Source organism: Streptomyces sp. NPDC045701 (assembly GCF_056432045.1).
On the sequence record NZ_JBWKJV010000048.1, the window covers coordinates 1 to 13,247 of the forward strand.

Consider the following 13,247-nt stretch of genomic DNA (forward strand, 5'->3'; position numbering starts at 1 on the left):
GTCCTACGGCCGGATACCAGACGTGACGACCGCACCCCATGATCCCGAACCCGCTGGCGCAGCATCAACCGAGCACTGAATTAGCCACCAGGGTCATCCGCTCCCAGAAAATCGTCAACCGCATGTTTCGAGTATCCCGCTCCTGAGAGTGCAGCCCTGTGTACGGCGGTCGCTGAAAGCCCTTTCCGCTCTACGGTCGGCGCATGACTGATACTCCCCTCTCGCGTGCCGGGCACTTCATCTGGCTGACCGCCCGCGTGCTCGAACAGCGCCGCTTCGCCCACCACTTCCTGGGCGGTGGCGCCGACCCCGTGGAGGCGGCGCTGACCGCGTACCTCAACGAGGACGGGGGGTACGGACACGCGCTGGAACCCGACCTGCGCGGGCCCGTCAGCCAGCCGCTGCACACCGCGCACGCGCTGCGGGTGCTGGACTCCATCGGCCGCTGCGGCGGACAGCGGGTGGAACGCGTCTGCCGCTACCTGACGGGGGTGTCCACCCCGGAGGGGGCCCTTCCGGCGCTCCACCCCTCCATCCGGGGGTATCCGGCCGCTCCGTTCCTGCCGGTCACGGACGACCCGCCGGGCGACCTGCTGGCCACCGGCCCGGTGGCCGGACTGCTCCACCGCAACCAGGTGTGGCACGCGTGGCTGTTCCGCGCCACGGACTTCTGCTGGGCCGCCGTGGACGGGCTGGAGGGGACCCACCCGTACGAGGTCCAGGCCGCCGTCGCGTTCCTCGACGGCGTTCCGGACCGGGCCCGCGCGGAGGCCGCAGCGGAACGGCTCGGCCGTCTGGTGCGGGACCAGCGGCTGGTGGTGCTGGACCCGCGGCGCGTGGACGACCACCCGGTCGCCCCGGGGTACGCGCCCGGAGAGCACCACTTCCCGCACGACTACGCGCGCGTGCCGGGCTCCCTCGCCCGGCGCTGGTTCACGGACGAGGAGATGTCCCGTTCCCTGGACCACCTCGCGGCCGAGCAGGACGAGGACGGCGGCTGGCCGGTCAGGTGGCGGCAGTGGGCTCCCGGTACGGCCCTGGAGTGGCGCCCGATCGTCACGATCGAGGCGCTGCGCGCGCTGAGGGCGCACGGCCGGCCAATCGGCGGCTGAGGCGCCACCGCCCGACGGCCGCCCCTCGGGGCCGCCCGTCCCCGCTCAGCCGCCGAGGGCCCGTACCCCGGCCGTCACCGCGACGGCCGCGGCGACCACGACCAGGAAGGGGGCGCGCAGGACCAGGGCGAGCGCGGCGGCGGCGAGCCCGGCGCCCCGGGCGTCCACGACCAGTGCGCCGTCGCCGCCGAAGGTCTGCTGGGCGGTCAGCGCGGCCAGGAGGGCCACGGGCAGCAGCGCCGAGAGCCGCTGCACGAGCGGCCGCTCCAGCGCCCCCGCCGGTACCAGCAGCCCGATCAGCTTGAGGAGGTAGCAGCCGGCGGCGGTCAGCCCTATGGCGAGCCAGACGGTCATCGGTCCGTCCCCTTCCCGGTACGGCCGGCCCGGCGGCCCTCGAACCACAGGACGACGGGTGCGGCGAGCGCCGCGACCAGCACCGGTACCCCCGCGGGCAGCACCGGCAGGAAGCCGAGGCCGAGGACGACGGCGATACCGCCGACCGCCCGTTCGGTGGCCGTCCGCAGCATGGGGGCCAGCAGGGCGAGGAAGACGGCCGGTCCGGCGGCGTCCAGTCCCCACGCGTCCGTGTCGCCGATGGCCTCGGCGCCCAGGGCCCCGAGGAGGGTGGTCAGGTTCCACAGCACGTACAGGGTGAGCCCGGTGACGGTGAAACCGACGCGGGCGGCCCGCCGGTCCGGCTGCGCCAGTGACACGGCCGCCGTCTCGTCGATGACCCAGTGGGCGGCCAGCGGCCGTACGGAGCGCGGCAGGGCGAGGAGCTGCGAGAGCCGCAGCCCGTAGAAGGCGTTGCGGGTGCCGAGGAAGAAGGCGCCCGCGGCGGCGGTGAACGGGTTGCCGCCGGCCGCCAGCGCCCCGACGAGGGCGAACTGCGAGGCGCCGGTGAAGACCAGCAGGCTGAGCGCGCAGGTCTGGAGCAGGCTCAGCCCCGCCCCGGCCGAGGTCACGCCGAAGGCGAAACCGGAGAGCCCGACGGCCACGCCGACGCCGAGCGCGTCACGGACGACCGCGCGGTCGGGACGGCCGGCGGCCTCGGCGACGGGCCCGGTCTCGGGTATGGGGCGCGGGGACGGGGGCCCGGATGCGGGCGCTGCTGGTGGTGCTGTTCGTTCTGCCACGGCGGTGACGTTACGAGCCGGACGGCTGCCCCGTCTTGTACGTTCTTGCGCGCTCCCGCTGGTACGCGCCCGGCGGCACTCCGACGATCCGCGTGAAGTGGCGGTTGAGGTGCGGCTGGTCGGTGAACCCGACCGTCACGGCGGCGGCGGCCGGCGCCGTACCGGATTCCAGCAGGCGGCGGGCGGTGCGTACGCGCGCGTTGGTCAGCCAGGTGTGCGGGGGCATGCCGTAGGCGGCCTTGAAGGCACGGATCAGGGCGAACGGGCTGGTGCCGAGCTCCCCGGCGAGGTGTTCCAGCGACGGCGGGTCGGCCATGCGCTGCTGGAGGAGCTCTCTGGCCAGGGCGGCCGTACGGGCCCCGGCGGCGAGCGGCTCGCGCCGCGGCATCGGCCGGCCGTGGCGGCGCAGCAGCCGGGCGACGGCCACCCGCAGGAGGCTGTCGGCGGCGAGCGCGTTGCCCTCCTCCGCGGCCCGGTGGACGGCACGGACGAGCTGGGCGGTGTCCTCGTCCTCCACGATGGTCTCGGCGAAGCCGACGGTGCCGCGCAGGGTCGTCTCCTCCCGCGCGATCGAGGCGACGAGGGCGGTCGACGGGTAGAGGGTCGCGTACGACCAGCCTTCCGGCACTCCGGCGTGGGCGGAGTGCGGCACCTCCGGGTTGATCATGACGACGGTGCCGGGGCGGGCCCGGATGGTCCCCTCGGGCATGACCACGTCCTCCACGCCGCGCCGCACCGCGCCCAGGACGTAGCCCTCGTGGCTGTGCCGGGTGAAGGAGTGGCGTACGTAGCGGGCGCGCAGCAGGTCGAGCCCGGGCACACCGGGGTACTGCCAGTGCCTGGCCCACTCGCCTTCCCGCCCGTCGTGCCGCCCGCTCGCCATGCCCCCATTCTGCGTCGGGCGGCACGCCCCCGGTCCGGGTGTCCGGGGCGTGGACGGCCCCGGGCACGGCGCCGCGCCGGATTGTCAGTGGTGGGGTGCACGATGGGGGGCATGGCCAGGACTGCGCTCGACTCCTTCTCCCCCGCGACCCGCGGCTGGTTCACGGGGGCCTTCAGCGCGCCCACCGCGGCCCAGGAGGGCGCCTGGCGTGCGATCGGGGAGGGCGCGGACGTCCTGGTGGTCGCGCCGACCGGGTCCGGCAAGACACTGGCCGCGTTCCTCGCCTCGCTGGACCGGCTCGCGTCCACCCCGCCGCCCGCCGAGCCCAAGAAGCGCTGTCGTGTGCTGTACGTGTCCCCGCTCAAGGCCCTGGCCGTCGACGTGGAGCGCAACCTGCGCAGCCCGCTGACCGGCATCCGCCAGGAGTCCGTCCGCCTGGGTCTGCCCGAGCCGGACGTGCGGGTGGGCATCCGCTCGGGCGACACCCCGGCCGCCGAGCGCCGCTCGCTCGCCACCAGGCCGCCGGACATCCTGATCACCACACCCGAGTCGCTGTTCCTGATGCTCACCTCCGCCGCGCGGGACGCGCTGTCCGGCGTCGAGACGGTGATCCTGGACGAGGTGCACGCGGTGGCGGGCACCAAGCGGGGCGCCCATCTGGCGCTGTCCCTGGAGCGGCTCGACGAGCTGCTGCCGCGCCCGGCCCGCCGCATCGGCCTGTCCGCGACCGTGCGCCCGGTGGACGAGGTGGCCCGGTACCTGTCGCCGCAGCGCAGGGTGGAGATCGTCCAGCCCGCCTCCGGCAAGGAGTTCGACCTGTCCGTGGTCGTCCCGGTCGAGGACCTGGGCGAGCTGGGAGGGTCGCCCGCGAAGGACACCGACCAGGCGGAGCGGCCGTCGATCTGGCCGCACGTGGAGGAGCGGATCGCCGACCTCGTCCAGGCGCACCGTTCGACGATCGTCTTCGCCAACTCCCGGCGGCTGGCCGAGCGGCTGTGCAACCGGCTCAACGAGATCGCCTACGAGCGGGCCACGGGGGAGTCGCTCCCCGAGGACCGGTCGCCCGCCGAGCTGATGGCTCAGTCCGGCGCCGCGCGGGGCGCCCCGCCGCTGCTGGCACGGGCACACCACGGTTCGGTGTCCAAAGAACAGCGGGCCCTGGTGGAGGAGGATCTCAAGGCGGGCCGCCTGCCGGCCGTGGTCGCCACCTCCAGTCTGGAGCTGGGCATCGACATGGGCGCGGTGGACCTGGTCGTCCAGGTCGAGTCGCCGCCGTCGGTGGCCTCCGGCCTCCAGCGCGTCGGACGCGCGGGCCACCAGGTGGGCGCCGTGTCCACGGGCGTGGTGTTCCCCAAGTACCGGGGCGACCTGGTGCAGGCGGCCGTCGTCACCGAGCGGATGCGCTCCGGTTCCATCGAGTCGATGCGGATCCCGTCCAACCCGCTGGACGTGCTCGCCCAGCAGCTGGTCGCCATGGTGGCCCTGGACACCTGGCAGTTCGACGACCTGCTGGCCCTGGTCCGGCGGGCCGCGCCGTTCTCGTCCCTGCCCGAGTCGGCGTTCACCGCCGTGCTGGACATGCTCGCCGGGCGGTACCCGTCCGACGCGTTCGCGGAGCTGCGCCCGCGTGTGGTGTGGGACCGCGTGACCGGCGCGGTGACCGGCAGGCCGGGCGCGCAGCGTCTCGCCGTCACCTCCGGCGGCACGATCCCCGACCGGGGCCTGTTCGGGGTGTTCCTGGCGGGCTCCGACCCCAAGAAGGGCGGCGGCCGGGTCGGTGAGCTCGACGAGGAGATGGTGTACGAGTCGCGGGTCGGCGACGTGTTCACCCTCGGCACCTCGTCGTGGCGCATCGAGGACATCACGCGTGACCGGGTGCTGGTCTCCCCCGCCCCCGGGGTGCCCGGCCGCCTCCCGTTCTGGAAGGGCGACCAGCTGGGCCGCCCGCTGGAGCTGGGCCGCGCGGTGGGCGCCTTCCTGCGCGAGGTGGGGTCGCTGGCACCGGACGACGCGCGGGCGCGGCTGCTGGCGGCGGGCCTGGACGCCTGGGCGGCGGACAACGTCCTGGCGTACCTGGACGAGCAGCGCCAGGCCTGCGGCCATGTGCCCGACGACCGGACCATCCTGGTGGAGCGGTTCCGCGACGAGCTGGGCGACTGGCGGGTGGTGGTGCACTCGCCGTTCGGCGCGCAGGTGCACGCCCCGTGGGCGCTGGCCCTGGGTGCCCGGCTCACCGAGCGGTACGGCATGGACGCCCAGGTGATGCACGCCGACGACGGCATCGTGCTGCGGCTGCCCGACGCGGACCTGATGGGCCTGGACCTGCTCGACCAGGAGCCGGTCGCCCCGGGCCGGGATTACGACGACGACAAGGCGCCGGTGAGCGCCGCCGACGTCCTGTTCGACAAGGGCGAGGTCGACCAGATCGTCACCGACCAGGTCGGCGGTTCGGCGCTGTTCGCCTCCCGGTTCCGCGAGTGCGCGGCCCGCGCCCTGCTGCTGCCGCGCCGCAGTCCGGGCAGGCGCACCCCCTTGTGGCAGCAGCGGCAGCGCGCCGCGCAGCTGCTCCAGGTGGCGAGCGAGTTCGGCTCGTTCCCCATCGTCCTGGAAGCGGTCCGGGAATGCCTCCAGGACGTCTTCGACGTCCCCGGCCTCAGGGAGCTGATGGGTGACATCGAGTCCCGCCGCGTCCGGCTGGTCGAGATCACCACCCCCGAGCCGTCCCCCTTCGCCCGCTCGCTCCTCTTCGGGTACGTGGCGCAGTTCCTGTACGAGGGCGACTCCCCGCTCGCCGAGCGGCGGGCCGCCGCGCTGTCGCTGGACTCCCGGCTGCTGTCCGAGCTGCTGGGGCAGGCGGAGCTGCGCGAGCTGCTCGACGCGGAGGTGCTGGCCGAGCTGGAGGGCGAGCTCCAGTGGCGCACCGAGGACCGGCGGGTCAAGGACGAGGAGGGCGTGGCCGACCTGCTGCGGATCCTGGGCCCGCTCACCGGCGCCGAGCTCGTCGAGCGCGGCGCCGACCCGGAGTGGCCGCGGCACCTGGCGAGGACCCGCCGGGCGATCCAGGTGCGTATCGCGGGCGCCGACCACTGGGCGGCCGTCGAGGACGCGGGCCGACTGCGCGACGCCCTGGGCACGGCCCTCCCGGTCGGTGTCCCCGAGGCGTTCACCGAACCGGTCAAGGACCCGCTCGGCGATCTCCTCGCGCGGTTCGCGCGCACCCACGGCCCCTTCACCTCCGCCCAGGCCGCCGCCCGGTTCGGGCTCGGCTCGGCCGTCACCGACGGCGCCCTGCACCGCCTGGCCGCCGCCGGGCGCGTCGTCCAGGGCGAGTTCCACCCGTCCGGCATCGGCCAGGAGTGGTGCGACGCCGCCGTCCTGCGCCGGCTCCGCCGCCGCTCGCTCGCCGCCCTCCGGCACGAGCTGGAGCCGGTGCCGCCGACCGCTCTCGCCACCTTCCTGCCCCAGTGGCAGCATCTGGGCGGCAACAGCCTGCGCGGGATCGACGGCCTCGCCCGCGCCGTCGAACAACTGCAGGGCGCGCCCGTCCCCGCCTCCGCCCTCGAAAAGCTGGTCCTGCCCTCCCGCGTCGCCGGCTACGGCCCCGCCATGCTCGACGAGCTCACCACCACGGGCGAGGTCGTGTGGGCCGGGGCGGGAGCCCTGCCCGGCAAGGACGGCTGGGTCTCGCTGTACCTGGCCGATGCCGCGCCCCTGCTGCTCCCCCAGCCCCACCCGCTGGAGCTGACCGCCCTGCACGAATCGGTCCTGGCGACGCTCTCCGGCGGGTACGGCCTGTTCTTCCGCCAGATCGCCGACCAGGTCCGCGCCACCACCCACCCGGGCGCCACCGACCCCCAGCTGGCCGACGCGCTGTGGGACCTCGCCTGGTCGGGCCGGCTCACCAACGACACCCTGGCACCGCTGCGCTCCCTGCTCGGTTCGGGCCGTACGGCGGGCTCCACCGCCCACCGCGCCAAACGCACCGTCCCCCGTGGCCGGTACGGCGCCCTGACCGCGGCCGCCCGCACGGCCTCCCGCTCCGGACCGCCCACCGTCAGCGGCCGCTGGGCCCTCCTCCCGCCCCCGGAGCCCGAGCCCACCCACCGGGCGCACGCCCTGGCGCGCACCCTGCTGGACCGGCACGGCGTGGTCACGCGCGGCGCGGTGGCCGCCGAGGGCGTCGAGGGCGGCTTCTCGGCGACGTACCGCGTCCTGTCGGCCTTCGAGGACAGCGGCCAGGCTCGCCGCGGCTATGTCGTCGAGGGGCTCGGAGCCGCCCAGTTCGCCATGGACGGCGCCGTCGACCGGCTCCGCGCGGCGGCCAACGCCCGTGACCGCGCCGAGCCGGGTGCCGCCCCGCGCGCGGTCGTCCTCGCCGCCGCCGACCCGGCGAACGCGTACGGCGCCGCCCTGCCCTGGCCCGAGCCCCCCACCGGCGCCGGCCACAAACCCGGCCGCAAGGCGGGCGCCCTCGTCGTCCTCGTCGACGGCGAGCTCACGCTGTACATGGAGCGCGGAGGCAAGTCCGTGCTGTGCTGGCCCGCCGAACCGGACGACCCGGCCCTCCGGGCCGCCGCCGAGGCCCTCGCGGCAGCCGCCCGGGCGGGCTCACTCGGCACCGTCACGGTCGAGCGGATCAACGGCGGCGCGGCCCTGACCTCCCCCCTGTCCCGCTCCCTGGAAACGGCGGGCTTCCACGCGACACCCCGCGGCCTGCGCCTCCGCGCCTGACCCGGCACCGCCCCCGCCCTACCGGCGCGCCTTCCGCCGGGGCACACGCGCCCCGCGGCGCCCCCGCCCGGCCGTGCGTGTTCCGCGAGCACACCCGCGCCCGGCCCGTACCCCCGGCGCGTCCCGCATGATGGAGCCATGCCCGAAGGAGACACCATCTGGCTGACCGCCCGTCGCCTGCACACCGCCCTCGCGGGCAAGCTCCTGACGTGCTCGGACCTCCGTGTCCCACGTCTGGCCACCGTCGACATCACCGGACGGACCCTGCTCGACGTCACCCCGCGCGGCAAGCACCTCCTCACCCGCATCGAAGGCGGCCTCACCCTCCACTCCCACCTCCGGATGGACGGCTCCTGGCGCCTCTACACCCCGGGCCAACGCTGGAACGGCGGCCCCGACCACCAGATCCGGGCCGTCCTCGGAACCGACACCCACACCGCCGTCGGCTACCGCCTGCCCGTCCTGGAACTGATCCGCACGAGCGAGGAGCCGTCCGTCGTGGGTCATCTCGGACCCGACCTCCTCGGCCCGGACTGGGACGCCGAGGAGGCCGTACGCCGGGTGTGCGCCGATCCCGCCAGACCCCTCGGCGAGGCCCTTCTCGACCAGCGCAACCTGGCGGGCATCGGCAATGTCTACAAGTGCGAGCTGGCGTTCATGGCCCGGGTAACGCCCTGGCTCCCGGTCGGCGACCTCCCGCCGGGCGTCCCCGAGAAACTGATCGCGACTGCCCACCGCCTCCTGGAGGCGAACAAGGAGCGCTTCGACCGCCGGACCATCCTCACCACCGACCGCCCGGACCGGAAGCTCTACGTCTACAGCCGCAGGAACCACCCCTGTTACCGCTGCGGCACCCTCATCCGCCGCAAGGACGAAGTCGGCCGGGACCGGGTCTCCTACTGGTGCCCGGGCTGTCAGTCCGGGCCGGGCCCGGCCGGCCCTCGGCGCTGACGGACCGCCCGACGACGAACGTCCGGTGCCTTCGCCTTCACGACCGGCCAGGTCGTCCCGCGCGGGGGCGGTGGCGCAGCCACGCGGCGGCACCCCGTGCGACCCGGGACGGCGTACGCGTCGCCGTCGCGGAGACGGTACGGGCGGAGGCCACGTGGACGGGCAGCAGACTCAGGCCCCAACCGCCCGCCGCCACGGTCCCTTCCACGAGCCCGGCCTGACCGGGCGCCAGCGCCAGTCTCAGCACCGCCCACCACCACAGCCCGCCCAGCACCAGCACCACTGCGAGCGCCGGCAGCGGAACTCGTCGCCGTACCATGGCCGCCTCCTCCGGTCGACGCTAGACCGGGACGATCACATGACGGGAGGGCGTACCGATGCGCGCCTCCGGCGCACGCCGGGCGCTCGGCACACCCTCCCGTTCACGTCCGTTCCGTCCCCGCGCTCAATGCTCGGCGCTCGGCGGGATCACGGGTTGTCCGCCTGGCGGCTCTCCGCCTGGAACATCCACGCGTGCTTCTCGAGGTCCGCGGTGAGGGCGATCAGGATGTCCTGCGACACCGGGTCGGGCTTGTCGGTGGTCTCGATGCGCTCCCTCATGCGGCCGATCACCACGATGAGCGCCTCGACCATGATCCGTACCGCTTCATCGTCCTTGATCCAGCCGGTCGGCACGTTCTTGATGGCCGTGCTGGACGCGACCGTCGAAGCCCGTCCGTCCGGGGTGACGCCGAGAGCCGACGCGCGCTCCGCCATGACGTCGGAGTGCTGGCGGGCAGTGGCCACGACCTCGTCGAGCTGGAGGTGGATCGAGCGGAAACGCGGACCGACCACGTTCCAGTGCACCTGCTTGGCCACGAGGGACAGGTCCACGGCGTCGATCAACGCGCCCTGCAGGGCTTCGCCGACCACCTTCAGGTCGGCGTCGGACAGCGGGCTCTTGACGACAGACATTCCGAATCCTCCGTTCTCGGCGTGCGACGGGAGCGCACGCCCGACCACCATTGCACATACGACCTAAAACGGGCATTCGAGGTAGACGAAAGCCCCGGTCGGCCATTCGGGTACCCGACCGGGGCTCAGCCCAAAACGTGCACTCTCCAGGAGAGTCCTCACGCGCCCTCATGGCAGCTCTTCCGAGCGCCCTTGCGAGCGCTCACAGGACAGAACCGACGAAGAGGCCGCGACGAGAACGCTCAGGCGGCGACGACGCCCACCGCCTCCGCTGGTGCCTTGATGGTCACCCGCTCGGTCGGCACACCCGCCACCGACGTCACGGAGACAGAGTTGAGCATGGGGCGTACTGGTGCCGGCACCGACTCACTCGCCGCTGCCGATTCGGCCAGCTCAGCCAGCGAGAGCTCGTCGCTCACCTCTCGCATGAGCTCGGACATCCGTACGTCAAGCGCGTCGCAGATCGCGGAGAGCAGCTCGGAGGAAGCCTCCTTCTGCCCCCGCTCCACCTCGGAGAGATAGCCGAGCGAAACTCGGGCGGACGAGGAGACTTCGCGCAGAGTACGGCCCTGGCGCTGGCGCTGCCGACGCAGCACGTCACCCAACAGGCGACGGAGCAGAATCATCGGTGGCTCCCTCCTCGGACCGTGTAGCCGCATCCTTCACGCCCCACCGTACCGCCTCGCGCTGCGGCCGTGCGGGGAGCGATGACGTGTTCACTCAGGGCTGCAAACATCAGTTCCCCCCGTTCTGTTCCGTATCCTGTGCCCGCGCGTTGTCCGAGAGTTCGCCCACGAGCAGTTCCAGCACGCTCCGTACACTCTCTCTACGAATTTCCGCACGGTTGCCGTTCAATCGCAGTGCGGCGACTTTCCCCGCACCGAGAGGCCCGCCGACCGGCCCGCAGACGGCCACGTACACCGTCCCCACGGGCTGTCCGTCCTGCGGTTCCGGCCCCGCCACTCCGGTGGTCGCGAGGCCCCAGCCGGCCGCGAGCCGGTCCCGCACACCCGCGGCCATCTGGAGCGCGACGTCCGGGTCGACCGCTCCGCGCCGCTCCAGCAGGGCCCCGTCCACGCCGAGCAGGTCCCGCTTCAGCGTAGTCGCGTACGCCGTGACCGACCCCCGGAAGGACTTCGAGGCGCCGGGCACGGACGTCAGTTCCGCCGCCACCAGACCACCGGTCAGCGACTCGGCGACAGCGACCGTCTGGTCACTCTCCGCGAGGAGGGCCAGAGCGCGCGCTGCCGCCGTCATCGTCCCGGCTCCGTCCCGGAGCGCAGCCGCGCCCGTTCCGCGGCGAGCCCCTGGCGTCGCAGGACCACCGCCTGCCGCACGTAGTCGAGCCCGGTCACGACCGTCAGCACGACGGCCACCGCCATCACCCAAAAGCGTAGTGTGGCCAGCGGCCCGGTCAGTGCCAGAACGTACATTCCGACCGCCGTGCCCTGCGCCAGGGTCTTCATCTTGCCGCCACGACTGGCCGGAATGACTCCGTGCCGGATCACCCAGAACCGCATGAGGGTGATCCCCAGCTCACGGAAGAGGATCACTCCGGTCACCCACCAGGGCAGGTCGCCCAGGGCCGACAGACAGATGAGCCCGGACGCCATGATCGCCTTGTCGGCGATGGGGTCCGCGATCTTGCCGAAGTCCGTGACCAGGTTGTACGCGCGGGCCAGGTGGCCGTCGAAGATGTCGGTGATCATGGCGACGGCGAACGCCGCCCACGCCCAGGCACGCCATGCCGGGTCGTAGCCGCCGTCCTGGAGCAGCAGCACCACGAACGCCGGCACCAGCACCAGCCGCACCATGGTGAGGATGTTGGCGATGTTCCACAGGCTGGCCTGATTGACGGCCGCAGCTCCCAGCTTGCCGCCGGGCGCCGGCCTACCCGTACCGCCCGCAGCGGATGCCGGGGCTCCGGTCATCTGCCCGCCTCCTCAAGGCACTCCGCCACGAGGTCGACGCCGTCCGTGCCGACGACCTTGGCCGTGACCATGCGCCCGGGAACCAGGCCCTCGGCCGTCGTGAAGACCACCTGGCCGTCGGTCTCCGGCGCCTGGTGGGCGGCGCGCCCGACGGCGCCGTCCCCGTCCGGCGTCGCGTCCACCGACTCGACCAGCACCTCCAGGGTCTCGCCGAGCCGTTCCTCGGCGCGCTGGGCGGTCAGCTCCTCGGCGAGCCGCGACAGGTGCGCGAGCCGCTCGTCGACGACCTCCTGGTCGAGCTTGCCCTCGTAGCCGGCGGCTTCGGTGCCGTCCTCGTCCGAGTAGCCGAACACGCCGATGGCGTCGAGCCGGGCGTGCGTGATGAAGCGTTCCAGCTCCGCGAAGTCCTCTTCGCGCTCGCCGGGGAACCCGACGATGAAGTTGGACCGCACACCGGCCTGCGGGGCCTTGCCCCGGATGGTGTCCAGCAGCTCCAGGAACCGGTCGGTGTCCCCGAAGCGCCGCATCGCGCGCAGCACGTCGGGCGCCGAGTGCTGGAAGGAGAGATCGAAGTACGGGGCGACCTTCTCGGTCGACGTCAGCACGTCGATCAGCCCGGGCCGCATCTCGGCCGGCTGGAGGTAGCTGACCCGTACCCGCTCGATCCCGTCGACCGCCGCCAGCTCGGGCAGCAGCGTCTCCAGGAGCCGGATGTCGCCGAGGTCCTTGCCGTACGAGGTGTTGTTCTCGGAGACCAGCATGACCTCCTTCACGCCCTGCTCGGCCAGCCAGCGCGTCTCGCCCAGGACGTCGCTCGGGCGCCGGGACACGAACGAACCGCGGAAGGACGGGATGGCGCAGAACGAGCAGCGGCGGTCGCAGCCGGAAGCCAGCTTCACCGAGGCGACCGGGCTGGTGTCGAGCCGGCGGCGCAGCGGCGCGCGGGGCCCGGACGCCGGGGCCACGCCCTCGGGCAGGTCGGCCGGCGCGGGCGCGGGCTCCTGCGAGTGGCCCGGCAGGGCGACCTCTGCGGCGGCCTCCTGCCGCTGCACGGGGCTGAGGGGCAGCAGCTTGCGCCGGTCACGCGGGGTGTGGGCCTCCACGCTGCCGCCGCTCAGGATGGTCTGGAGGCGGCTGGAGATGTCGGCGTAGTCGTCGAAGCCGAGCACGCCGTCGGCCTCGGGCAGCGCCTCGGCGAGCTCCTTGCCGTACCGCTCGGCCATGCAGCCGACGGCGACGACGGCCTGGGTGCGGCCGTGGTCCTTGAGGTCATTGGCTTCGAGCAGGGCGTCGACGGAGTCCTTCTTGGCGGCCTCGACGAAGCCGCAGGTGTTGACGACCGCGACGTCCGCGTCGGCGGCTTCCTCGACGAGCTCCCAGCCGTCCGCTGCCAAGCGGCCTGCGAGCTCCTCCGAGTCCACCTCGTTACGGGCGCAGCCAAGAGTGACAAGGGCGACGGTACGGCGTTCGGGCATGGACTCAAGACTACTTCGTCCCAGCGACACCCCCGCCGCTCAGGGGTCCTGGCGGAGCCCGCCACGCCCGTCCC

At 73.6% G+C, this 13,247-nt stretch carries 12 protein-coding genes; 3 read left to right on the top strand and 9 right to left on the bottom strand.

The genetic code is table 11. The annotated features are described in order from the left end of the window. Positions 1 to 203 precede the first annotated feature (203 nt). Positions 204 to 1,112: a hypothetical protein gene (locus AC07DW_RS29130; protein ID WP_478860665.1), complete on the top strand. Its 909-nt coding sequence runs from the start codon at positions 204 to 206 to the stop codon at positions 1,110 to 1,112. A gap of 45 nt (positions 1,113 to 1,157) precedes the next feature. On the opposite strand, the gene AC07DW_RS29135 is transcribed toward AC07DW_RS29130, so the two are convergent. From AC07DW_RS29135 to AC07DW_RS29145, 3 genes are all read right to left on the bottom strand, one after another. Then, positions 1,158 to 1,466: an AzlD domain-containing protein gene (locus AC07DW_RS29135; protein WP_478860666.1), complete on the bottom strand. Its 309-nt coding sequence runs from the start codon at positions 1,464 to 1,466 to the stop codon at positions 1,158 to 1,160. Then, positions 1,463 to 2,188: an AzlC family ABC transporter permease gene (locus tag AC07DW_RS29140; protein WP_478860681.1), complete on the bottom strand. Its 726-nt coding sequence runs from the start codon at positions 2,186 to 2,188 to the stop codon at positions 1,463 to 1,465. Before AC07DW_RS29140 ends, AC07DW_RS29135 begins: the two co-directional genes overlap by 4 nt. Positions 2,189 to 2,258: 70 nt before the next feature. Next, positions 2,259 to 3,131, bottom strand: coding sequence for an AraC family transcriptional regulator (locus AC07DW_RS29145; RefSeq protein WP_478860667.1), 873 nt, complete (start codon positions 3,129 to 3,131; stop codon positions 2,259 to 2,261). Between the two features lie 111 nt (positions 3,132 to 3,242). On the opposite strand from AC07DW_RS29145, the gene AC07DW_RS29150 reads away from it, so the two are divergent. Continuing rightward, the gene (locus tag AC07DW_RS29150) at positions 3,243 to 7,862 is read left to right on the top strand and encodes an ATP-dependent helicase (RefSeq protein WP_478860668.1); all 4,620 of its coding nucleotides are present in this window, start codon (positions 3,243 to 3,245) and stop codon (positions 7,860 to 7,862) included. Between the two features lie 138 nt (positions 7,863 to 8,000). Beyond that, positions 8,001 to 8,813 carry an Fpg/Nei family DNA glycosylase gene (locus AC07DW_RS29155; RefSeq protein WP_478860669.1) on the top strand — a complete coding sequence of 271 codons (813 nt, stop codon included), beginning with the start codon at positions 8,001 to 8,003 and terminating at the stop codon, positions 8,811 to 8,813. A gap of 37 nt (positions 8,814 to 8,850) precedes the next feature. On the opposite strand, the gene AC07DW_RS29160 is transcribed toward AC07DW_RS29155, so the two are convergent. From AC07DW_RS29160 to rimO, 6 genes are all read right to left on the bottom strand, one after another. Then, complete coding sequence (locus tag AC07DW_RS29160) at positions 8,851 to 9,132, bottom strand: hypothetical protein (protein WP_478860670.1); 282 nt, start codon at positions 9,130 to 9,132, stop codon at positions 8,851 to 8,853. A 149-nt stretch (positions 9,133 to 9,281) separates the two neighbouring features. Continuing rightward, positions 9,282 to 9,767, bottom strand: a complete 486-nt coding sequence (locus tag AC07DW_RS29165; protein WP_478860671.1) for a Dps family protein — start codon at positions 9,765 to 9,767, stop codon at positions 9,282 to 9,284. 242 nt (positions 9,768 to 10,009) lie between these two features. Next, a complete protein-coding gene (locus AC07DW_RS29170) occupies positions 10,010 to 10,393 on the bottom strand; it encodes a helix-turn-helix domain-containing protein (RefSeq protein WP_478860672.1) in 384 nt (127 codons plus the stop codon). 109 nt (positions 10,394 to 10,502) lie between these two features. Next, entirely contained in the window at positions 10,503 to 11,024 is a 522-nt protein-coding gene (locus AC07DW_RS29175; protein ID WP_478860673.1) for a CinA family protein, read from the bottom strand. Continuing rightward, a complete protein-coding gene (gene pgsA, locus AC07DW_RS29180; RefSeq protein ID WP_478860674.1) occupies positions 11,021 to 11,698 on the bottom strand; it encodes a CDP-diacylglycerol--glycerol-3-phosphate 3-phosphatidyltransferase in 678 nt (225 codons plus the stop codon). Before pgsA ends, AC07DW_RS29175 begins: the two co-directional genes overlap by 4 nt. Further along, a complete protein-coding gene (gene rimO / locus AC07DW_RS29185) occupies positions 11,695 to 13,173 on the bottom strand; it encodes a 30S ribosomal protein S12 methylthiotransferase RimO (RefSeq protein WP_478860675.1) in 1,479 nt (492 codons plus the stop codon). The genes pgsA and rimO overlap by 4 nt, the downstream gene beginning before the upstream one ends. Positions 13,174 to 13,247 lie beyond the last annotated feature (74 nt).